Origin of the sequence: Jannaschia sp. 2305UL9-9, assembly GCF_041403465.1 — a bacterium.
Classification (GTDB): Bacteria; Pseudomonadota; Alphaproteobacteria; order Rhodobacterales; family Rhodobacteraceae; genus Jannaschia.
The window spans coordinates 179,215-199,170 of sequence record NZ_JBGEHM010000001.1 but is presented as its reverse complement, the minus strand read 5'-3'; the positions used below and the strand labels follow the sequence as shown (position 1 = coordinate 199,170).

Annotated in this window: 21 protein-coding genes; 9 read left to right on the top strand and 12 right to left on the bottom strand. The window is 65.9% G+C overall.

The features are described 5' to 3' along the window. The first annotated feature begins 104 nt into the window (after positions 1–104). From V6N07_RS00995 to V6N07_RS00975, 5 genes are read left to right on the top strand one after another with little or no spacing between them, the layout of a single operon-like run. Positions 105–863, top strand: a complete 759-nt coding sequence (locus tag V6N07_RS00995) for a 4Fe-4S dicluster domain-containing protein (RefSeq protein WP_371153357.1) — start codon at positions 105–107, stop codon at positions 861–863. Beyond that, the gene (locus V6N07_RS00990) at positions 863–1,750 is read left to right on the top strand and encodes a dimethyl sulfoxide reductase anchor subunit family protein (RefSeq protein WP_371153356.1); all 888 of its coding nucleotides are present in this window, start codon (positions 863–865) and stop codon (positions 1,748–1,750) included. Before V6N07_RS00995 ends, V6N07_RS00990 begins: the two co-directional genes overlap by 1 nt. 56 nt (positions 1,751–1,806) lie before the next feature. Next, entirely contained in the window at positions 1,807–2,511 is a 705-nt protein-coding gene (locus V6N07_RS00985) for an ABC transporter permease (RefSeq protein ID WP_371153354.1), read from the top strand. Further along, positions 2,505–3,152 carry an ATP-binding cassette domain-containing protein gene (locus V6N07_RS00980; protein WP_371153353.1) on the top strand — a complete coding sequence of 216 codons (648 nt, stop codon included), beginning with the start codon at positions 2,505–2,507 and terminating at the stop codon, positions 3,150–3,152. Before V6N07_RS00985 ends, V6N07_RS00980 begins: the two co-directional genes overlap by 7 nt. Further along, positions 3,149–3,928 (top strand): substrate-binding domain-containing protein, encoded by a 780-nt coding sequence (locus V6N07_RS00975; RefSeq protein ID WP_371153352.1) that lies wholly within the window; start codon positions 3,149–3,151, stop codon positions 3,926–3,928. The genes V6N07_RS00980 and V6N07_RS00975 overlap by 4 nt, the downstream gene beginning before the upstream one ends. A 14-nt stretch (positions 3,929–3,942) precedes the next feature. Here V6N07_RS00975 and V6N07_RS00970 read toward each other — a convergent pair whose 3' ends face one another. The 3 genes from V6N07_RS00970 to V6N07_RS00960 form a co-directional block, all read right to left on the bottom strand. After that, the gene (locus V6N07_RS00970; RefSeq protein WP_371153351.1) at positions 3,943–5,409 is read right to left on the bottom strand and encodes a carboxypeptidase M32; all 1,467 of its coding nucleotides are present in this window, start codon (positions 5,407–5,409) and stop codon (positions 3,943–3,945) included. A 3-nt stretch (positions 5,410–5,412) separates the two neighbouring features. Then, positions 5,413–6,543, bottom strand: coding sequence for a heme A synthase (gene ctaA / locus V6N07_RS00965; protein ID WP_371153350.1), 1,131 nt, complete (start codon positions 6,541–6,543; stop codon positions 5,413–5,415). Positions 6,544–6,692: 149 nt separating this feature from the next. Beyond that, complete coding sequence (locus V6N07_RS00960) at positions 6,693–7,430, bottom strand: RNA methyltransferase (protein ID WP_371153349.1); 738 nt, start codon at positions 7,428–7,430, stop codon at positions 6,693–6,695. Positions 7,431–7,625: 195 nt separating this feature from the next. On the opposite strand from V6N07_RS00960, the gene V6N07_RS00955 reads away from it, so the two are divergent. Next, the gene (locus V6N07_RS00955; protein WP_371153348.1) at positions 7,626–8,237 is read left to right on the top strand and encodes a thiamine phosphate synthase; all 612 of its coding nucleotides are present in this window, start codon (positions 7,626–7,628) and stop codon (positions 8,235–8,237) included. A gap of 17 nt (positions 8,238–8,254) precedes the next feature. Here the strand turns inward: V6N07_RS00955 and V6N07_RS00950 are convergent, their stop codons facing one another. The 3 genes from V6N07_RS00950 to V6N07_RS00940 all read right to left on the bottom strand — a co-directional run bounded on the left by V6N07_RS00950 (position 8,255) and on the right by V6N07_RS00940 (position 10,146). Then, positions 8,255–9,088, bottom strand: coding sequence for a lysophospholipid acyltransferase family protein (locus V6N07_RS00950; protein ID WP_371153346.1), 834 nt, complete (start codon positions 9,086–9,088; stop codon positions 8,255–8,257). A gap of 18 nt (positions 9,089–9,106) precedes the next feature. Next, the gene (locus tag V6N07_RS00945; RefSeq protein WP_371153345.1) at positions 9,107–9,856 is read right to left on the bottom strand and encodes a GNAT family N-acetyltransferase; all 750 of its coding nucleotides are present in this window, start codon (positions 9,854–9,856) and stop codon (positions 9,107–9,109) included. 107 nt (positions 9,857–9,963) lie between these two features. After that, the gene (locus V6N07_RS00940; RefSeq protein ID WP_371153344.1) at positions 9,964–10,146 is read right to left on the bottom strand and encodes a DUF3553 domain-containing protein; all 183 of its coding nucleotides are present in this window, start codon (positions 10,144–10,146) and stop codon (positions 9,964–9,966) included. A gap of 11 nt (positions 10,147–10,157) precedes the next feature. On the opposite strand from V6N07_RS00940, the gene V6N07_RS00935 reads away from it, so the two are divergent. Further along, positions 10,158–10,787: a histidine phosphotransferase family protein gene (locus tag V6N07_RS00935; RefSeq protein ID WP_371153343.1), complete on the top strand. Its 630-nt coding sequence runs from the start codon at positions 10,158–10,160 to the stop codon at positions 10,785–10,787. A gap of 15 nt (positions 10,788–10,802) precedes the next feature. Here the strand turns inward: V6N07_RS00935 and V6N07_RS00930 are convergent, their stop codons facing one another. Both V6N07_RS00930 and gmk read right to left on the bottom strand, forming a co-directional pair. Continuing rightward, the gene (locus tag V6N07_RS00930) at positions 10,803–11,321 is read right to left on the bottom strand and encodes a gamma carbonic anhydrase family protein (protein WP_371153342.1); all 519 of its coding nucleotides are present in this window, start codon (positions 11,319–11,321) and stop codon (positions 10,803–10,805) included. Next, a complete protein-coding gene (gene gmk / locus V6N07_RS00925; RefSeq protein ID WP_371153341.1) occupies positions 11,318–11,980 on the bottom strand; it encodes a guanylate kinase in 663 nt (220 codons plus the stop codon). Before gmk ends, V6N07_RS00930 begins: the two co-directional genes overlap by 4 nt. Before the next feature lie 321 nt (positions 11,981–12,301). On the opposite strand from gmk, the gene V6N07_RS00920 reads away from it, so the two are divergent. Beyond that, a complete protein-coding gene (locus V6N07_RS00920; RefSeq protein WP_371153339.1) occupies positions 12,302–12,922 on the top strand; it encodes a PAS domain-containing protein in 621 nt (206 codons plus the stop codon). An 82-nt stretch (positions 12,923–13,004) separates the two neighbouring features. Here the strand turns inward: V6N07_RS00920 and V6N07_RS00915 are convergent, their stop codons facing one another. Continuing rightward, the gene (locus tag V6N07_RS00915; RefSeq protein WP_371153338.1) at positions 13,005–14,369 is read right to left on the bottom strand and encodes a class II 3-deoxy-7-phosphoheptulonate synthase; all 1,365 of its coding nucleotides are present in this window, start codon (positions 14,367–14,369) and stop codon (positions 13,005–13,007) included. A gap of 156 nt (positions 14,370–14,525) precedes the next feature. On the opposite strand from V6N07_RS00915, the gene V6N07_RS00910 reads away from it, so the two are divergent. Next, complete coding sequence (locus V6N07_RS00910; protein ID WP_371153337.1) at positions 14,526–15,563, top strand: GlxA family transcriptional regulator; 1,038 nt, start codon at positions 14,526–14,528, stop codon at positions 15,561–15,563. Here V6N07_RS00910 and V6N07_RS00905 read toward each other — a convergent pair. From V6N07_RS00905 to V6N07_RS00895, 3 genes are all read right to left on the bottom strand, one after another. Then, positions 15,553–15,822: a hypothetical protein gene (locus tag V6N07_RS00905; RefSeq protein WP_371153335.1), complete on the bottom strand. Its 270-nt coding sequence runs from the start codon at positions 15,820–15,822 to the stop codon at positions 15,553–15,555. The genes V6N07_RS00910 and V6N07_RS00905 overlap by 11 nt on opposite strands. 31 nt (positions 15,823–15,853) lie before the next feature. Further along, positions 15,854–18,583, bottom strand: a complete 2,730-nt coding sequence (locus tag V6N07_RS00900) for a glutamine-synthetase adenylyltransferase (protein WP_371153333.1) — start codon at positions 18,581–18,583, stop codon at positions 15,854–15,856. A gap of 136 nt (positions 18,584–18,719) precedes the next feature. Further along, positions 18,720–19,940, bottom strand: coding sequence for a cysteine desulfurase (locus tag V6N07_RS00895; protein ID WP_371153332.1), 1,221 nt, complete (start codon positions 19,938–19,940; stop codon positions 18,720–18,722). Positions 19,941–19,956 lie beyond the last annotated feature (16 nt).

Here is a 19,956-nt window from a genome sequence, read left to right as displayed (position 1 = left end):
CTCTTGCTTCGGGCCGCCCTGCCTTCCTCTGGCCGTAGATACCTCGGAGAGTGCGAGGGAATGGCCCCTCGTTCCTGCCCTCACCCCACGCGAGGACCGCTGACATGACCGCCCTCCCCGCCACGACCGCCAAGAAGCTCGGCCTCGTCATCGATCTGGATACCTGCGTCGGCTGTCATGCCTGCGTCACGGCCTGCAAGGGCTGGAACACGCAGAACTACGGCGCGCCCTTGTCCGACATCGATCCCTATGGCGAGGCGGAGGGTACATTTCTCAACAGGATTCACAGTTTTCAGAGCCAGCCTCGGGCGGGACTTGCACAAACCACGCATTTCCCGAAATCCTGCCTGCATTGCGACGATGCCCCCTGCGTCACCGTCTGCCCGACCGGGGCCAGCTACAAGCGCGCCGAAGACGGCATCGTTCTGGTCAACGAAGACGCCTGCATGGGTTGTGGCCTGTGCGCATGGGCCTGCCCCTATGGCGCGCGCGAGGTCGATCAGGTGCAGGGCGTAATGAAGAAGTGCACCCTGTGCGTCGACCGCATCTACAACGATACCCTGCCCGAGGTGGATCGTCAGCCGGCCTGCGTGCGCACCTGTCCCGCCGGCGCGCGGCATTTCGGCGATCTGGCCGACCCGACCTCGGATGTCAGCATCCTCGTGGCCGAACGCGGCGGAATGGACCTGATGCCCGAACAGGGCACGAAACCGGTGAACCAGTATCTGCCCCCGCGCCCCAAGGATACGATCCAACCGGTCATGGGCGGTGACGAGGACATCCTTGCCCCATACCTCGCCCCCGTGGCCGAAGAGCCGAAGGGCCTTCTGGCCTGGGTCGATCGCGCGCTGGAGAAACTCTGATGCACCCCGCCCCCTCCGTCATCATCTTCTCATCCCTGTCCGGCGCGGGGTTCGGCCTGCTGTTCTTCCTGGGTATCGGAATGCCCGGCGTGACGGGATGGGTCGCCTTCGTGTTCTATCTGATCGCCTACCTGCTGTCGGTCGGTGGATTGCTGTCGGCTGTCTTTCACCTCAAGAACCCGAAGAACGCCTATCTGTCCTACAGCCAGTGGCGCACGTCGTGGCTGTCGCGCGAAGGCTGGGCCGCGGTGGCCGCCCTGTTGACAATGGCGGTTTTCGCGATCGGCCAGATCTTCTTCGACACATCCCTGCAACCCGTCGGGTTCATCGGCGCCGTCCTCAGCCTGCTGACGGTCTTCACGACGTCGATGATCTATGCGCAGCTCAAGACCGTGCCCCGCTGGAATCAGCTTCCGGCGACGCCGGCGATGTTCCTGACGTGCAGTGTCGCGGGCGGTGCGCTGTTGTCCGGCAACGTGGACCCGGCCTTCGTGTTCCTGATCCTCGCCGGGGCGGTCACTGCATGGCACTGGACGGCCGGGGACAAGCGTTTTGCCCAAGCCGGATCGACGATGAACACCGCGACCGGCCTGAAAGGCGTCATCAGCCTTTGGGAAAAGCCCCACACGGGCCAGAATTACCTGACGCGCGAGATGGTTTATCAGGTCGGGCGCAAGCATGCGGTCAAGCTGCGCATCATTGCGCTGATCCTGATGGCGGGCCTGCCCGCGCTGCTGGTCCTGTTGCCGATGCACCATTTCATGGCGGCGGTGGCCGTCCTGTCGCATCTGGCCGGGGTTCTGGTGCAGCGATGGTTGTTCTTCGCCGAGGCCGAGCACGTGGTCGGCCTGTATTACGGGGCGCACCGGGAAAAGGCCGCCGTCTGATCATGGCATGTCGCGTGGCGGCTTGAAGCCGCGCTGTCGTCGTGACACCCGAAATCATGGACGATATCGGACAGGCCTTCGTGGCGGCCATTGGCCTGCTGCTGACCGGGGACGGCGATCTCTATCAGATCGCGGCCCGGTCGCTGTTCGTGACCGTGACGGCCATCGCCATCGCCTCGGCCATCGGCCTGCCGCTTGGCGCGTGGCTGGCCCTGCGCAGGTTTCCGGGCCGGCGCAGCGTGATCGCGACCTTGAACGCCCTGATGGGCTTGCCGCCGGTGGTTGTGGGGCTGACGCTCTATCTTCTGCTGTCGCGGTCGGGGCCGCTTGGGGCGCTGGGCCTGCTATATACGCCGTGGGCCATGATCGTGGCGCAGATCGTGATCGCCCTGCCGATCATCGCCTCGATCGCGCATCAGGTGCTGCGCGACCTGTGGGCCGAATATCATGACCTGTTGATCGCGCTGAACGCCACGCCGCTGCAACGGCTGCGCACCCTGCTGTGGGACGGGCGGCGCGCCCTGTTGACGGCCGTTCTGGCCGGCTTCGGTCGCGCCGTGGGCGAGGTCGGGGCCGTCATGATCGTCGGCGGCAACATCGATCAGGTGACACGCGTCCTGACGACGGCAATCGCGCTGGAAACATCGCGGGGGCAATTTGCGCTGGCGCTGGGGCTGGGGCTGATCCTGCTGGCCATCGCGCTGTTGGTGAACCTTGGCGTCCATGGCCTTGCCCGGACGGAACGGCGTGGCCGATGGTGAGGTTGGAGGGCGCGTCCGTGCGCAAGCGGGTCGGTCCGCTCAACCTTGATATCGGGGCAGGCACGACCGTCGTTCTGGGGCCGAACGGGGCGGGAAAGACGACGCTTCTGCGGGCGATCTTCGGGCTGGACCGCCTTTCGACCGGACGGCGCCACAGCGCCGACGACCGCGCCTTGGGCTTCGTGTTTCAACAGCCGGTCCTGTTGCGGCGGTCGGTGCGCGACAACCTTGCCTTTCCGTTGGGTTTGCGCGGCGCCGATCTGACGCCGGTGGATGCCTGGCTGCGGCGGACGGGCCTGACGGCTCAGGCCGACCTGCCCGCAAACCGCTTGTCCGGGGGCGAGCGTCAGTTGCTGGCCCTTGCCCGCGCATTGATCGCCGGGCCACGCCTGTTGCTGCTGGACGAGCCGACCGCCCATCTGGACGGGCGCGCGACCCGACTGGTCGAGGAGGTTCTCATGGCCGCCCCCTGCGACAAGCTGCTGGCCACGCATGATCTGGGTCAGGCGAGACGTCTGGCGGACCGTGTCCTGTTCCTGCACCATGGCAAGCTGATCGAGGATGCCGCCGGCTCCGCCTTCTTCAATCGGCCGACCACATCCGAGGCCCGTGCCTTCCTTGCAGGAGATATCGTCGAATGACCCGCCTCATGCTTGCCCTGTTCCTGTGTATCTGTGCCACCTGCCTGCGGGCGGAGCCGCTGCGCCTTGCCGTCACCAGCAGCTTCGAGAACTCGGGTCTTGCGGCGCGACTGCTGCCTGCGGCCCGTGATGACATCGGGGTCGATGTGCAGCTTCTGGTCGTCGGAACCGGTCAGGCCCTGCGCCTTGGGGCGGCGGGCGACGTCGATGCGGTCCTCGTCCATGCCCGCGCGGCAGAGGAGGCGTGGCTGGCCCAGGGGCACGGCACCACGCGGACCGAGATCATGACCAACGACTTTGTCCTGATCGGCCCCGACACGGATCCCGCCGGGGTCCGGGGCAGTCCCGATATCGGCACGGCCCTGTCGCGGATTGCCGCCGCCGAAGCCCCGTTCGTCAGTCGCGGGGATGACAGCGGCACACACCTGAGGGAGCGGAGCCTCTGGCCCGCCGCTCCCGAAGGTCCTTGGTACCGGGAAACCGGATCGGGCATGGGCGCGACACTGACCGTCGCGGCGGGCATGGGTGCCTATACCCTGACCGACCGGGGATCATGGCTGAACTTCGCGGCCAAGACCGGTCTGGCCATCCTGCACGAAGGGGACGACGCGTTGCTGAACACCTATGCCTATCTGCCCGTGAACCCCGGCGCTCATCCGCATGTCAACGCGGTCGGCGCAGAGGCATTCGGCGCATGGCTTACCGGTCCGGTCGCGCGGGACCTGATCGATGGATACCGCATCGACGGACAGCCGCTGTTTACCTCCGCCCGCTGATCCGGGGTCATGGATCACCGATAGAGATCGGTGAACTTCGCCTCCAGATAGTCGAGCAACGGCCCCGCCGACGGAGCCTTGCCGGTGGCGTGCTGAATGGTGTCGACCGGTGAGCGCAGGGCGCCATACCGTTGCAGATTGTCGCGCAGCCAATCGGTCGCCGGCGTCGGATCCCCCGCAGCAAGCGACGCATCGAGGTCGGGCAAGGTCGCGCGGGCCGATTGCATCAGGCACCCGGCAAACAGGTTACCCAGTGAATAGGTCGGGAAATACCCCATCAGGCCGACCGACCAATGCACATCCTGCATGAACCCGAGCGACGGGCGGTCGACGGTCACGCCGAAATCGGCGGCGAAGCGATCATTCCAGGCCCCCTCGAGGTCCGCGACCTCCAGATCTCCGAGGATGAGCGCCCGTTCCAGATCGAAGCGCAGCATGACGTGCAGGTTGTACTGCAACTCGTCGGATTCGGTGCGAATGAAGCCCGGACGAACGGCGTTGACCGCGCGGTAGAAGTCCCTCTCCGACGCGACGCCGATGTCACCGAAGACATCGCGCATCCGACCGAACAGCCAACCGCAATAGGCCTCGGACCGGCCCAGCTGATTCTCATAGCTGCGCGACTGGCTTTCGTGCACCCCCATCGACACGCCCTTGCCGATGGGCGTCAGCAGGTGAGCCAGATCGACGTTCTGTTCGTAGCAGGCGTGCCCGACCTCGTGGATGGTGGAATAGAGGCAGTTGAACGGATCGGCTTCGTCGACGCGCGTGGTGATCCGGACATCCATCCCGGACCCACTGCTGAAGGGGTGCACGGCCAGGTCCAGACGGCCCCTGTCGAAGTCATAGCCGAAGGCGCGTGCGATCTCATGCGCCAGCGCTATCTGATCGGCCTTGGGGAAATTCCCCGAAAGACGTGGCGCGGGCGCCGCGTCCAGCGCCGCTTGCCGCAGGACGACAAGGCGCGGGCGCATGCTGTCGAACATCGTGGCCATCTCGGCGGCGGACCCGCCCGGCTCATAATCCTGCATCAGGGCGTCATAGGGGTCGCCGCCCTCGGCCAGATGCGCGGCCTCCTCCCGGCGCAGGCGGACGACCTCCTCCAGCACGGGCAGGAAGGCGGCGGCATCCTCGGACGCGCGGGCCCCGGCCCATTGCCCTTGCGCCAGCGACGTCACCCGCGCCAGTTCGGCCGCCAGACGCGCCGGAACCTTGCGGTTGCGGTCGTAGCTGCGCTGCAATTCGGCCAGGTTGGCATCGGCAACCGCATCGGGGGCATGTGCCTCGCGCAGCCAGTCGCCAAGCCGCGGATCGGTGCGGCGGGCGTGCAGCACCTCCTCCAACGCGGCCATCTCCTCGGCCCGCTGTGGGGCGGCACCGCGTGGCATGATCGCCTCCTGGTCCCACCCGGTCCGCCCGGCCACCTGTGACAGCGCCTCGGTCACGCGCTGAAACGCCATCAGATCGTCATAAGCCGCCATTGGTCAGGCCCTCACGGATTGGGTCAGGGGATACTTGGCCCGGTGCCGCGCACGGACCGTCAGACAGATCAGGATGACCGCGCCGAACTGGTGCAGGATCGCGAAATACCACGGGCTGGAATACATCACCGTGATGATCCCCAGCAGCATCTGAAGGATGGCCATGTGCATCACGCCGGAAAAGGCCAGCGTCGTCTTGCGGTTGGCGGACCGGCGCGCACGCCACCAGACGGCAACGATGGTTGCGAACAGGGCATAGCCCGTGACCCTGTGAATGAACTGCACCGTGCCGTCGTTCTCGAACAGGTTGCGCCACCACGGCGTCAATTCCCACATGCCCGGCGGGGTAAAGCCCCCGGCCATCAACGGCCAGTCGATGTAGTTGCGGCCCGCGTCGATACCCGCGACCAGCGCGCCGATCACGATCTGCAGAAAGGTGAACCCGATCAAAACACTGCCCAGCGTCATCAGGGTGCCGTCCTTGTCACGACGCGCCTGAAGCAGCGCCGCATCGCTGCGCGACATCGAAAGGACGAACCATGCGATCAGCCCGAGGATCACGAAGGCCAGCCCGAGGTGTGTCGCGAGGCGATAGGAGGCGACGTCCAGCATCGTGCCCTCCAGCCCCGAGGACACCATCCACCATCCGATCGCCCCCTGAAGTCCGCCCAGAACGCCAAGGGCGGCGAACCGGCCGGTCCAGCCCAGCGGCATCTTGCGCGTGACCAGAAGGCCGAAGAACCCGATGGCCCAGACAAGGCCGATCACGCGGCCCAACTGTCGGTGTCCCCATTCCCACCAATAGATGAACTGAAACTCGGACAGGGACATGCCCTTGTTCTGCAACTGATATTCGGGAATTGCGCGGTACAGGTCGAACTCGGCCTGCCAGGCTTCGGCGGTCAGCGGGGGCATCGCACCGGTCAGAGGCTTCCATTCGGTTATGGACAGCCCGCTGTCGGTCAGACGGGTCAGGCCACCGACGGCGATCATCACCACCACCAGCACGAACAACACGATCAGCCAGGCACGCGCGGCCCCCCGCGATCCCCGCCTTGCCGCGTCGATCACGCCGCCTTTCGTCACCGGACGCTCCGCCGAGGAGACTTCTTCGAAAATCGCGCGCTTTGCCATCTGCGGCCCCCATGTTCACGTTCGGTGACCGATCTAGGGCGTTTCCCGTCGCTCCGCATCCCCCAGATCGCCGCAGGGGACCAGTCTGCCTCTCGCCTCGCATACGTCGGGGGTGAACGGCGCCTTGGAGGCGCCCCCGGCGGGGCGTTTCAGCCGCGTTCCTTCCAGCGGACCATCTGGCGCAGGATCCCGTGGAATATCTGGGCGTCGGCCCGTGTCAGGGGCATCCGCGACCACATGTTGCGCAGGGTGCGCCGCATCGAGGCAGCCTTGCTTTCGGGAAAGAAGAACCCCGCCGCTTCCAGCCGCTGTTCGTAATGAGCGACCAGTGCGTCCATCTCGGCATGGGTGACCCAATCCGTCCCCGCCATCTCCATCTCGGACCCGGATGCACCCGTCGCCGCGCGCCGCCATTCATAGCCCATCAGCAGAACGCATTGCGCAAGGTTCAGGGATGCGAAGTCGGGGTTGGTCGGCACCGACACGATGGCATTGGCCCGCACGATGTCGTCGTTTTCCAGCCCCGCACGTTCGGGCCCGAACAGCACGGCAACCTTTTCCCCGCGCGCGCCCCGCGCATGCGCTTCGGCCATCGCCGCCTCGGGTGTGAAGACCGGTTTCGTCAGATCGCGGTCGCGCGCCGTCGTCGCGAAGACATAGGTGCAATCCGACAACGCCTCGGGGACATCCGCCGTCAGCTTGGCACTGTCCAGCAGGCGCCCCGCCCCCGAGGCAAGCGCCACGGCCCGTTCATTCGGCCAGCCGTCGCGCGGCGCGACGACGCGCATATGCTCCAACCCGAAATTGAGCATCGACCGCGCGGCGGCGCCGATGTTTTCACCCATCTGCGGGCGGACGAGGACGAATGCGGGACGTGGATCGATCATGGCAGCGGGGGTATAGGCGGCGGCGGCCGGACGCAACGGTTTCAGATGCCCGCATCCCGGTTTGCCCCCGCGATACATGCAAGGCGGCACAGGCAATCGCCCTGCACGACATCTTGCCGGTCCCCGCACCCTACTGACCACTTGCAGCAGGGTTGGACGAAGGCTAGGTCCAGCCCCGACCAAGAGGACGATCAGATGACAGATGCACCGCAGCTCTACCTCGTGACGCCATCCGACATCGACGCGTCCTTTGCCGACCGGCTTGCCGCCGTTCTGGGCGCGCATGAGGTTGCCTGCCTGCGCCTTGCCCTTGCCACGCAGGACGAGGACCGGGTGATGCGCGCCGCCGACATCTGCCGCGATGTGGCGCACAAGGCCGACGTGCCGCTGGTCATCACGGACCATGCCGCGCTGGTGGATCGCCTCGGCCTCGACGGGGTGCACCTGACCGACCCGCGTGGCCTGCGCAAGCTTCGCGCCGACTGGGGCAGCGATCCGATCATCGGGGCCTATTGCGGTGCGTCGCGGCACGATGGTCTGACCGCGGGCGAGGCGGGGGCGGATTACATCGCCTTCGGCCCTGCGGGCAACAGTTCCCTCGGCACCGGGGAACGGGCGGACATCGACCTGTTCGCGTGGTGGTCCGAAATGATCGAAGTGCCGGTCGTGGCCGAAGGATCGCTGGATCTGCCCACGATCACGGCCCTGGCGCAGGCCACCGATTTCATCGCCTTGGGTGAAGAGGTCTGGTCCGCCGAGGATCCCGTCGCCCGCTTGGCGGAACTGACCGCGCCCTTCCGCGGCTGAGCATCGGAAAAACGCCGCTAGCGGATCAACAGAACACCCGCATCCGACAGGCCATTGCGGATGCTGTCCTCGGCCGCGCGGGCCAGCGTCTTGCGATTTGCGTGATCGGCGACACGGATGGCGTCGTGGTAGATCACCTCGATCGTTCCGTGACGCGGCGCCGCCAGCATCTGCAACATGTGCTCGCCCGCGCCCTGATCGCCCCACCAACCATAGAATGTCGCCGGCTGCCCCTCGGGCGCGTGATAGGCAAGTGTCACGGGCTGCACCTGCATGTCGTCGGGCAGGTCATCGCTGAAGAATGCCGCGAACAGCGTCGTCTTGAAGGGCAGCAGGCGGATGCCATCCGTGCTGGTGCCTTCCGGGAAGAACAGCAGCTTGTGACCGACGGCCAACCGCTGCTCGATCACGGTGGCATGCTCGCGCGCCTCGCGGCGGTTGCGCCGGATGAAGACCGTGCCCGTGGCCCGCGCCAGCCATCCGATGCCCGGCCAGCCCGCGACCTCCGATTTCGACACGAAGTAGATCCGCTTGGATGCGTTGAGCGCGAAGATATCCAGCCATGAGACATGGTTCGCCACCACCGCGCCCGTCCCGGTCATGACGGATCCGCGGACGCGACGGCGGATCCCCATGATCCGAAGCGCCGCGCGACAGACGAACTGTGTGATGTGGGGCGTCATCGGCCTGCGCGCGCCATACAGCGGGCGTTCCACCGCACGAACCAGCAACAGGATCAGCAGGCATCCGAAGACGACGAGGACCACCGGGATACCACGCATGAGGATGCGCAGCATCCCCATCGCCCCGATCCGGTCCGCCGGCGGATGGGGGGCACCATCCCACGTCATGCGTCGTCCCCCGCCCGGTCATGCATCATCGGCTGTCCCATCGTCGGATGTTCCGATCGTGCGGCCCCTGCCCCGGGCCACGGGCGGCAGGCGCAGCCGCGCCATATCCAGCAGGATGCAGACATCCACGGTGTTGAACACCACGTCGCACCATGCCCCGTCACCCACCCAGGCCCCGGCACGCAGGTAGGTCTTGATGAGGGGCGGCACGGACCGCATGTCGCGCCGCTGCGCCGGCTCCTCGTCGATCGGCACGGCCGAGGGGCCACGCGCGACCGGGCGGATGTCGGCCGGGGCCAGGGCCTCGGCGCGCAGGCTGCGCAGCGCCGGCATGTGGCGCGCCGGATCCGCCCCCGCAAAGGACGCGGTCCCGACAAGGTAGTGGACGCCGGATGCCCGCAGATGATCCAGCATGCCCTGGAACATCATCAGACCCGCCATGCCGCCGCGATAATCCGGGTGGATACAGGTTCGCCCGACTTCGGCCACCGACGACCCACGGGCCAGCAGGCGGGACAGATCGAATTCCTGCGCGGTATAGGCCACCCCATGCGACAGGCGGGATGTCGCGATGACGCCACGGTCGGGATGGGCCGCATCGCGCAGCACCATGTGATCGCACAGCGGATCGAAGGCATCGCCTTCGGCCCCATCGGGCGCGACCCGGGCCGCCCCCATTTCGCGCACGAACACGTCATGACGCAGGCGCTGTGCCGCACGAACGTCGTCGGGATTGCGCGTGATCGATAGGGTCAGGCCACCTTGCATGGGGCCGAGCTAGTAGGGTGCGACGAAACGCGCAAGCGCGTCACGAGGTCCAACTGGCAGTTGCACGCCGTCAACGTTTCATTAACCTTGAAAACTTATCACGGTATTCAATCGTATACCGGTAGGAGGAGTATCCGCGTGCTGTCGATGACCTGCTTGCCCTGATGCTCGAAATTCACCGTGATCCGCGCCCCGATGTTGGATTGCACCTGACCCCGGCCCCACTCCGGCGCCTGGGGATGCTGGACGAACATGCCCGGTTCCAGCATCGCGTTTTGATCATGTGGCATGAGGGTCTCCGATGACTGATACCACCGTGAACACTAGCATGCAGAGCGACGAGGACGAGCCCGATCTGATAGCCTTGCTCGGTTCCCGCCTTTGCCACGACCTCGTCAGTCCGATCGGCGCCATCGGCAATGGCCTCGAACTACTGGAACTGTCCGGCGGCGGGTCGGAGGAGATGGCGCTGATTCGCGGCTCTCTCGATGCCGCGCTTGCGCGCATCTCGTTCTTTCGCCTCGCGTTCGGCAAGGCCGGCCCTGACGCGGTGATCGGCGCACGCGAAATGCGCGACGTGCTGGGGGCGATGTACAAGGATACGCGCACCCGCATCAGATGGATGGACGAGGAGGATCGCCCCCGCCCCGAAATGCGATTGGCCTGCCTCGCGCTCAATTGCCTGGAGGTGGCGACCCCGTGGGGGGCAACGGTCGAAGTCACGCGCAACCCGAATGCCTGGGTGTTCCATGTCGACGCCAAGCGCCTCAAGATCGATGCGCCCCTGTGGCAGGGATTGGGACGCGGCGTCCTGCCGACGGACCTCAAGGGGTCGGAGGTCCAGTTCGGCATCCTCGCCCGCGATTGCCGCCGCCTGCGGCGCCCCATCTCGGTCAGCGCGGATGAAACCCATCTCTCGCTGTTGGTCTAGTCGGCGCGACCCGGCCTAGAGGGCGCGCAGACCGGCCCGGAACCGTGCGGCATTCGCGCGGTAGTGCGCGGCAGAGGCCAGAAGGCCCGCGCGCGCATCCTCCGACAGGTCGCGAACGACCTTGCCCGGTGCGCCCATCACGAGGCTGCCCGGCGGGATGATCTTGCCTTCGGTCACCAGCGCCCCGGCCCCGATCAGCGACCCCGCCCCGATGACCGCGCCGTTCAGGATCGTGGCTCCCATGCCGATCAACGCGCCCTCCTCGATGGTGCAGCCGTGCAGCATGGCCTTGTGACCGATGGTGCAATTGGCCCCGATCGTCAGGGGATAGCCCGCGTCGGTATGCAGAACGCAGTTTTCCTGAACGTTGGACCCCTGCCCGACGAGGATCAGTTCGCCGTCCCCGCGCAAGGTAGATCCGAACCAGATACTGCTTCCTGCCTCCAACGTGACCTTGCCGATGACGTTGGCGTCCGGGGCCACCCATGCATCCGGCGCAATCCGTGGTTCGATATCGTCGAGTGCATAGATCATGGCAGGCCCCTTTCCTTGAACTCGCGGCTCAATCCGCGCGTGAAGTCGGACAGCCATGGCTGCCGGTCCCGGCGCAACCGCTCTCCGGTCAGGATTGTGCGCAGACGCTCCTCCGCGGAATCCACGTCGTCATTGACGAGGACATAATCATACTCCGCCCAATGGCTGATCTCGTCCTCGGACTTGAGCATCCGGCCGGCGATAACCTCGTCGTCGTCCTGTCCGCGGGCCCTCAGACGCCGCTCAAGCTCGGCGATGGAGGGCGGCAGGATGAAGATCGACACGACATCGCGTCCCAGAGAGGAATTGCGCACCTGTTGGCCACCCTGCCAATCGATGTCGAACAGGACGTCGCGACCGGCCGACAGCGCCGCCTCGACCGGGGCGCGCGGGCTGCCATAGTGGTTGCCGAACACCTCGGCATGTTCCAGCATCTCGCCATCCATGACCATGGCGCCGAATTCCTCGCGGCTGCGAAAGTAGTAATGCACGCCGTCCTGTTCGCCCGGACGCGGCGACCGGGTCGTGGCCGAAACGGAAAAGCTCAGGCTTGGATCCCACGCCATCAGACGTTGGGCGAGGGTCGATTTCCCGGCACCCGAGGGGCTGGACAGGATCACGGCAAGGCCGCGTCGGGTGCCTTGTGGGCCTGTGGTCATCGCATGCCTCCTGTGGTTGGCCGGTGGCAAACGAACCCCGGCGCCGTGCCCCAGCGGGTTATCGCGACACCCGACAGCGGGCAAGCGGTCCGCGTCGCGCGGCGGCCCTGACATTAACCACCGGTAAAGAAATTGCGCGCATTTTATAGCTTATTGCCATATTTCAAATGCAACGTGGCCCAATCGGCGCGCAACTGAATGATCCACGCGCCGCCGCGTCGTGGCAGGCATACAAGGGATGACACAATGGCCGGTCTTGACGATTCAGACGGCGTGCCCGCCAGAACCGGGGCCGACATACATGACATCATGGGACAACGCATGATGCGCAAATCCCCCATGCTGGAGGAGGCGTGGCGATATTGGTCATCGCTTCGGTCGGGGCGCAACCTGCCCCGGCGCGAGGCGCTGGACCCACGGGCGATGTCCCTGACGCTGGGGCATAGCATGATCCTCGATCGCGTGCGCCCCGGCACCGTCCGCATCCGGCTGGGTGGTCGTGTCATGAACAGCCTGATGGGGATGGAGGTGCGTGGCCTGCCCATTCGCGCCATCTTCGACGTGGCCCAGCGAGCGCGCGCCATCGATCTTGTCGAACAGGTGTTCGAGGCACCGGCGACGCTTGAGCTGGATCTGATCAGCCGCACCGACAGCGCCATCACCCATGCCCGTATGCTGATCCTGCCCCTGCAGGATGCGTCCGGCGCGGTCAGCAAGGCGCTGACCTGTATCGCGCTCGAAGCGTTCGACCCGGAACCGCCCCACCGTTTCACGATCCTGCGTGACCGGCTGAACCCCCTGTCGCCGACGACGGGGGCATGGTCGCAGGACCGCCTCCTTGCACAGGACGCAGCGCAGCAGCCCGCGATGGAGATGGCGGAGGCCGGCACCCCGTACACGGCCGCCCCCAGATCGCGCCCCTACCTGCGTGTCGTGAAGTAGGATCGACCCGCGCGACGCAAACGAAAAAAGGGCGCCCGTCATGGGGCGCCCTTTCGTTTATCCTGTCATTCCGATCGAGCGATCAGGACGCGGCCTGTGCCCGATCCGATCGCATTGCGGACAGTTCCTCGGCCACGAGGAACGCCAGTTCCAGAGACTGCGACGCGTTCAGACGCGGATCACAGGCGGTGTGGTAGCGGTCGGACAGATCCTCGTCCGTGATGTCGCGCACACCGCCGGTGCATTCGGTCACGTCCTGTCCGGTCATCTCGAAATGCACACCGCCGGGGATCGTGCCGTGGTCACGGTGAACGGCGAAGAATTCGCGCACCTCGGCAAGCACGCTTTCGAACGGACGCGTCTTGTAGCCGGACGGCGACTTGATCGTGTTGCCGTGCATCGCGTCACAGGTCCACACGACGTTCGCGCCCATGTCCTGCACCGTCTTGATCAGGCGGGGCAGATGCTCCTGCACCTTGCCGGCACCGAAACGCGCGATCAGGGTCAGGCGACCCATCTCGTTCTCGGGGTTCAGCTTTTCGATCAGCACCTTCAGATCCTCGGGCGTGGTCGACGGACCGCACTTGAGACCGATGGGGTTGAGGACACCTTGGCAGAACTCGACATGCGCGCCATCCGGCTGCCGGGTGCGGTCGCCGATCCAGATCATGTGACCCGATCCGGCAAGCCACTGACCCGTCAGGCTGTCCTGGCGGCACAGCGCCTCCTCGTATTCCAGCAGCAGTGCCTCGTGCGAGGTGTAGAAATCGACCGTGGCCAATTCCGCGTTGGTGTCCGACGTGAGGCCGGCGGCGGTCATGAAGTCCAGCGTGTCCTGGATCCGGCCCGCCATGTCGCGGTACTGGGCCGCGCGGTCGCCATCCACAAAGCCAAGCGTCCACTGATGCACCTGATGCACATCCGCGAAACCGCCCTTCGAGAAGGCGCGCAGAAGGTTCAGCGTCGCGGCCGCCTGGGTATAGGCCTGCAGCATCTTGTCGGGCGACGGGATGCGCGCCTCGGGGGTGAAATCCAGCTCGTTGATGATGTCACCACGGTAGCTGGGCAGTTCCACGCCGTCCTTGACCTCGGTCGGGGCGCTGCGCGGCTTGGCGAACTGACCGGCCATGCGTCCGACCTTGATGACGGGCACCTTGGCGCCGAAAGTCAGGACCATCGCCATCTGCAACATCACCTTGAAGGTGTCGCGGATCGTGTCGGCGGAAAATTCGGCAAAGGATTCAGCACAATCGCCGCCCTGCAACAGGAAGGCTTCGCCCCGTCCGGCGGCGGCCAGATCGGCCTTCAGCGTGCGCGCCTCGCCGGCGAAAACCAACGGCGGATACTTCGACAGGCGTGCCTCGACAGCGCCCAGCGCGTCGGCGTCCAGATAATCGGGCATTTGCACCCGGGGCTTCGCTCTCCAATCGGCTTTCGACCATGCCATGTCAGTTCCTCCGGTCGTCACGGTGCCCCCCGCTAGCGCAAACGGAACCGCAGGGCCAGCCGCGATGCACGGATTCGCTTGATCCCGTGTATCGATTGATGCTTTGCGGGTCTGCAGCGCCTTGGGGAAGGTGCGGCTGCATCGGAGGATACGCCCATGGCGGGTGACAAACTGCCCAGGTCGGTCTCGCAAACGCGGGTGGAACTGCCACCCGACCTGACCGCATCCGCCCCCACGAAGCCGAGCCACTATGTTTTCGTTCCCCTCGAAGGCTTTACGATGATGTGCCTTGCCAGCGCGGTCGATGCGCTGCGCATTGCGAACCGCATGTCCGGGGCGGACCTCTATTCGTGGGAAATGGTCGGGGAAGAGGGCGGCACGGTGCGCTGCTCGGCCGGAATCACCTTCGTCATGGACCGTGACCTGTCCGAGGTGGGCCGCGACGACACGGTTCTGGTCGTCGGGGGCGTGAACGTGGCGCAGGCCTCGAACAAGCGCATCGTCAGCTGGCTGCGCCGCGAGGCGCGGCGCGGCATCACCGTGGGCGGCCTGTGCACCGCGTCCTACACCCTTGCGATTGCGGGCCTGCTGGATGGCAAGCGCGCCACGATCCACTGGGAAAACCACGACAGCTTTGCCGAGGATTTTCCGGACATCAACCTGACGAAATCGGTCTTCACCGTGGACGGCAAGCGCGTCACCACGGCAGGCGGCACCGCCGAGGTCGACCTGATGCTGCACATCATCGCGCGCGACCACGGCGAGGACCTCGCCTCCCTCGTGGCGGATCAGATGATCTATTCCTCCATCCGCACCGATCAGGACACGCAGCGCCTGTCGATCCCCACGCGGATCGGCGTCCGCCATCCGCGTCTTTCGCAGGTGATCCGTGAAATGGAACAGAACATCGAGGAACCGGTCAGCCCATCGCTCCTGGCCGCCGATGTGGGCATGTCCACGCGTCAGCTGGAACGCCTGTTCCGCCGCTACCTCAACCGCTCGCCCAAGCGGTATTACATGGAGCTGAGACTGGGGAAGGCGCGCAACCTTCTGATGCAGACGGATATGTCGATCATCAACGTGGCGCTTGCCTGCGGCTTCACCTCGCCGTCGCATTTCTCCAAATGCTACCGCGCGCAATACGGCACGACGCCGTATCGCGAACGCGGGGCAAAGGCCACGCCTACGGAGTGACGCGCGCCGCGCGCCCCCCGCGACGCCCCGACCGCGCGGGCGTTTCCAGCCCCTGTCGCAGAACGGTCGTCATCGGGTGATCCGGCGCTCCGTACAGATCAAGCAGCCGGCCGATCGCCGCGGCGGTATCCGCGTGCTGGCCGAGGGCCCAGTCAAGAAAGATGGTCCTGCATTCGGCTTCGGTTATACCGTCCATGCGGTAGGCTTCGAATATCAGGGCCTTGGGGTCGTCGGGCGTCTGCCCCTGCTTTGCTGCCATCTGTCGGCTCCACCTTTGTGCCCTGCGTCAGCTAGCCCTGCCCGATACCACGGGCAAGGGCACCATCGATGACGACCGCGGCCTGTTCGGCTGCGACATCCATCGCCGCCGCGACCGCATCTGCGCTATCCTGTTCAAGACTGGTCGACAGAAACGCCTCGGCCCCCGTGCCAAGTTCGCCCGGTGGATCGCCATCGGACAACAGGCGCAGAACCTGCTGCGCGCGCGCCAGCAGGTCATAGGCATCCGACAGGCACGCCCGTTCCTCGGCGGTCAGCCACCCCGCAACGCCCAGCTGCGCGCGCACGTCGCGCGCGTCCGCCCGCGCGATCAAGGCGTGGGCCTGCGCGGCCAGTTCGATATCCTGCATCCGCCCCGGCCCGCTTTTCACCGCAAGGCCATGCCCGCGGCGCCCCGCGTCGCGCAGGCGTTGCCGCATCCCGGCCAATTCGGTCAGCACCTCGGACCGGTCATACCGCCCGCGCGCAAGGATCGCGCAGCGCGCCTCCTCGGCCAGCGCCATCGTCTCGGCATCGCCGGTCAGGGCGCGGGCGCGGGTCAGGGCCATATGCTCCCAGACCCAGGCCTCGGTCGCCTGATAGCTGCGGAACGCATCGAGCGATGTGGCCACGGGCCCCTGCTTGCCGGACGGGCGCAGGCGCATGTCCACCTCGTAGAGACGCCCATCCCCCATCGGTGCGGTCAGCGCGGTAATCAGGACCTGCGTTGCCTTGGCCGCCCATTGCGAGGGGGCCAGGGCGCGGCGCCCGTCGGACAAGGCATCCATCGGCGCGCCGTCATGCAACACCACAAGGTCGAGATCGGAGCGTGCGGTCAACCGCCCTGCCCCCAGCGATCCCATCCCCAGAACCGCCAGCTGCATGCCGGGAACGCGACCATAGCGCCGCGCCGCCTCGGCCTCGGACACGCGCCAGCAGGCGTCGAGGGTCGCCTCCGCGAGGCGGGCATAGGCGGCGCCGGCCTCCTGTGGCGTGGCAAGTCGGCGCAGCAGATGCACACCGATCCTGAAATGCGCCTCGCGGTGCCATGCCCGCACACGGGCCAGCGCCATCTCGAAGTCCAGACCATCGAGGTCCGGGGCCTCGTAGCGGTCCGGCAGGGGGCTGATGAAATCGCCGGCGATCACCGCATCGAAGACCGCCGCGTTCTTGGACAGATAGACCGCAAGGTCAGGGGCGATTGCACAGATGTCTGCCGTCAGGTCGACAAGGCTGGGGTTGGCATCGAACAGGGACAGGATCTGCACGCCGGCGGGCAGGCCCCGCAGGAACGCATCGAAGGCGGCCAGCGCCTCTTCCGGCCGGGTGGCCCGCGACAAGGCATTCAGGATCGAGGGGCGCAGGCGCGCAAAGATGCCGCGCGCGCGACCGGATCGAAGCGCGGGGTATGTTTCCCACCGTTCGGTAATGTCATCCGCCCCCGCGATTTCGGCGGTCGGCACATCGGCTTCGCGCGGCTTGAACCGTGGATCCGTGATCGCCTCGACCGCCCGCATGCGGTCACGCAGGTCGTTCACGAAGGCGTCCACATCGCCTTGACCCATGAAATTGGCCAGCCGCTGCAGGCCGGCGGCATCGGACGGGATATGATGCGTCTGGGCGTCCTGCACCATCTGCAACCGATGCTCGACCGACCGCAGGTAGACGTATTCCCGCGCCAGAACATCGCGGTCACCCGGCTTGACCCAACCGGCATCGACCAGCCGGTCCAGACCGATCAGGGTGCATTTGTGCCGCAGGGACGGATCGCGCCCGCCGGAAATGATCTGATGCGTCTGGGTGAAGAACTCGATTTCGCGGATGCCCCCCTGTCCCAGTTTGACGTGGTGGCCCGGAACGTCCCATGGCCCGGCCAGCTTCTTGTGGTCACGGATGCGCAGGCGCATGTCATGGGCGTCCTGCACCACCGCGTAGTCCAGATGCCTGCGCCAGACGAAGGGTGTCAGACGTTCGAGGAACCGCTCTCCTGCCGCGATGTCCCCGGCCGCGGCGCGTGCCTTGATCCAGGCCGCCCGCTCCCACGTGCGCCCCATCGCCTCGTAGTAGCGTTCGGCAGCCTCCATGGACATCACGATGGGCGTCGATCCGGGATCCGGGCGCAACCGCAGGTCCGTGCGGAAGACATATCCGTCCGACGTGATATCCGACATCAGCGACATCGCCAGTCGCGCCGCCTTCAACAGCTTGGCGCGCACCTCGCCATAGGCGTCTGGATCGTGCTGTTGCTCATCGAACAGCAGCACCAGATCAATATCGCTGGAATAGTTCAGCTCCCCCGCGCCCATCTTGCCCATCGCGATCGCCACAAGGCCGGCCCAAGGCCCCGGCAATCCCTTGCCATAGCGCGCCAAGGCATGGGCGAGGCTTTTGGACAGGGCGGCATCGGCAAACCGGGTCAGATGCGCGGTCGCGGTCAGAACGGGCCAGACGCCGCCCAACTCGGCCAAGGCAACCAGAACGGCGACCCGACGCTTGGCCTGTCGCAGCGCCTGTTTCGGATCGCCCGCAACGGCATCCAGATCCTGCAGGATCCGATCGAAGCTGTCTTCGGCCCTTTGCGTCCATATCCCGGACAGCCACTCCGCCTCGCGCGTCATCGCGGCCATCAGGAAGGGGCTGCACCCCGCGGTCCCGGCAACAAGATCGCGGGCATTTGCCGGTGGGTTCAGGCGATCCAGCGCCTCCGCTGCGCAACTGGCGTCGAAGGGGATCGGGCTTTGAGAGATGTGGTCCAGAAACATGCCGCGATGTGGCCCCTTGGCCCGGCCCGCGTCAACGGGCCGTGGCGGTCAGTGGCCGAACGATGGCTATGCCGGCCTAGGGCCGAGCACCGGCCCCACCGGTCCATTCACATGAAGAACGCGGCGCAAGCCATTGTCAAGAAAACAGATCGTGGCACAGCTCCAACGCATCGACCAGAACGTCCACCTCGGCCCGCGTGTTGTAGACACCGAAGCTGGCGCGGCAAGTTGCCGTGACCCCCAGATGCTGCATCAGTGGCTGCGCGCAATGGTGTCCCGCCCGGACGGCCACGCCCTTCTTGTCCAACACGGTCGAAATGTCATGTGCATGCGCCGCGCCATCCAGTGTAAAGGAGAAAATCGCAGCCTTGTCAGCACTTTGCCCCTGAACGTTCAACCAGTTCTGACCGGCCAGACGATCCGCGGCATAGATCCTCAGGTCCCGTTCATGCGCGGCGATGTTGTCCATGCCGACATCCATCATCCACTCCAACGCGGTGCCGAGTGCGATGGTCTGCACGATGCCGGGTGTGCCCGCCTCGAACTTCATCGGCGGATCGTTCCATGTGACCTCTTCGCGCGACACATCGCGGATCATGTCCCCGCCGCCCATGAAGGGCCGCATCTCGGCCATGCGTTCGGGTCGGACATAGAGCGCGCCCGACCCCGATGGGCCATACAGCTTGTGCCCGGTGACCGCATAGAAGTCGCAACCGATATCCGCGACATCGACCGGCATGTGCACGGCGGCCTGACTGCCGTCGACCACGACGGGCACACCGCGCGCATGGGCCCCTGCGGTGATTGCCTTTACATCAACAACGGTCCCCAAGACATTGGAAAGATGAGTAATTGCAATCAGCTTCGTCCGATCGGTCATCGCATCGAGGACGGCCTGCGGATCAAGGTCGCCATTCACGTCGGGTTCGACCCAGACAAGCTTGATGCCCTGCCGTTCGCGCAGGAAATGCCATGGAACGATGTTCGCGTGATGCTCCATCACCGACAGGATGATCTCATCCCCCGCCTGCAGGCGCGGTGCGGCCCAGCCATAGCTGATCAGGTTCATCGCCTCCGTCGTGCCGGAGGTGAAGATGATGTCATTTTCGGACGGCGCGTTCAGGAACCGGGCCACGGTGCCCCGCGTCGCCTCGTACCGCTCCGTCGACAGGGTCGACAACGTGTGCAACCCGCGATGGACGTTCGAATATTCCTCCCCGTAGGCCCTCTGGATACTGTCCAGCACCACCTGCGGCTTCTGCGCGGAGGCGCCGTTGTCCAGATAGACCAGCGGCTTGCCGTTCACCTGTCGCGACAGGATCGGAAACTGAGAGCGGATGGCGTCGATATCGATCATGGGGACCGCCTTGTTC

Excerpts from the sequence above, each read along its gene's own strand:
- V6N07_RS00985 (WP_371153354.1), top strand. The coding sequence starts at position 1,807 with ATGGACGATATCGGACAGGCCTTCGTGGCGGCCATTGGCCTGCTGCTG.
- V6N07_RS00945 (WP_371153345.1), bottom strand. The coding sequence starts at position 9,856 with ATGCAAGGTGGCCTGACCCTATCGATCACGCGCAATCCCGACGACGTT.
- ctaA (WP_371153350.1), bottom strand. The coding sequence starts at position 6,543 with ATGGCAAAGCGCGCGATTTTCGAAGAAGTCTCCTCGGCGGAGCGTCCG.
- V6N07_RS00940 (WP_371153344.1), bottom strand. The coding sequence starts at position 10,146 with ATGCCACATGATCAAAACGCGATGCTGGAACCGGGCATGTTCGTCCAG.
- V6N07_RS00970 (WP_371153351.1), bottom strand. The coding sequence starts at position 5,409 with ATGGCGGCTTATGACGATCTGATGGCGTTTCAGCGCGTGACCGAGGCG.
- V6N07_RS00960 (WP_371153349.1), bottom strand. The coding sequence starts at position 7,430 with ATGATCGATCCACGTCCCGCATTCGTCCTCGTCCGCCCGCAGATGGGT.
- V6N07_RS00980 (WP_371153353.1), top strand. The coding sequence starts at position 2,505 with ATGGTGAGGTTGGAGGGCGCGTCCGTGCGCAAGCGGGTCGGTCCGCTC.
- V6N07_RS00935 (WP_371153343.1), top strand. The coding sequence starts at position 10,158 with ATGACTGATACCACCGTGAACACTAGCATGCAGAGCGACGAGGACGAG.
- V6N07_RS00910 (WP_371153337.1), top strand. The coding sequence starts at position 14,526 with ATGGCGGGTGACAAACTGCCCAGGTCGGTCTCGCAAACGCGGGTGGAA.
- V6N07_RS00900 (WP_371153333.1), bottom strand. The coding sequence starts at position 18,583 with ATGTTTCTGGACCACATCTCTCAAAGCCCGATCCCCTTCGACGCCAGT.
- V6N07_RS00955 (WP_371153348.1), top strand. The coding sequence starts at position 7,626 with ATGACAGATGCACCGCAGCTCTACCTCGTGACGCCATCCGACATCGAC.
- V6N07_RS00995 (WP_371153357.1), top strand. The coding sequence starts at position 105 with ATGACCGCCCTCCCCGCCACGACCGCCAAGAAGCTCGGCCTCGTCATC.
- V6N07_RS00930 (WP_371153342.1), bottom strand. The coding sequence starts at position 11,321 with ATGATCTATGCACTCGACGATATCGAACCACGGATTGCGCCGGATGCA.
- V6N07_RS00990 (WP_371153356.1), top strand. The coding sequence starts at position 863 with ATGCACCCCGCCCCCTCCGTCATCATCTTCTCATCCCTGTCCGGCGCG.
- V6N07_RS00950 (WP_371153346.1), bottom strand. The coding sequence starts at position 9,088 with ATGACGTGGGATGGTGCCCCCCATCCGCCGGCGGACCGGATCGGGGCG.
- V6N07_RS00920 (WP_371153339.1), top strand. The coding sequence starts at position 12,302 with ATGATGCGCAAATCCCCCATGCTGGAGGAGGCGTGGCGATATTGGTCA.
- gmk (WP_371153341.1), bottom strand. The coding sequence starts at position 11,980 with ATGACCACAGGCCCACAAGGCACCCGACGCGGCCTTGCCGTGATCCTG.
- V6N07_RS00915 (WP_371153338.1), bottom strand. The coding sequence starts at position 14,369 with ATGGCATGGTCGAAAGCCGATTGGAGAGCGAAGCCCCGGGTGCAAATG.
- V6N07_RS00975 (WP_371153352.1), top strand. The coding sequence starts at position 3,149 with ATGACCCGCCTCATGCTTGCCCTGTTCCTGTGTATCTGTGCCACCTGC.
- V6N07_RS00895 (WP_371153332.1), bottom strand. The coding sequence starts at position 19,940 with ATGATCGATATCGACGCCATCCGCTCTCAGTTTCCGATCCTGTCGCGA.
- V6N07_RS00905 (WP_371153335.1), bottom strand. The coding sequence starts at position 15,822 with ATGGCAGCAAAGCAGGGGCAGACGCCCGACGACCCCAAGGCCCTGATA.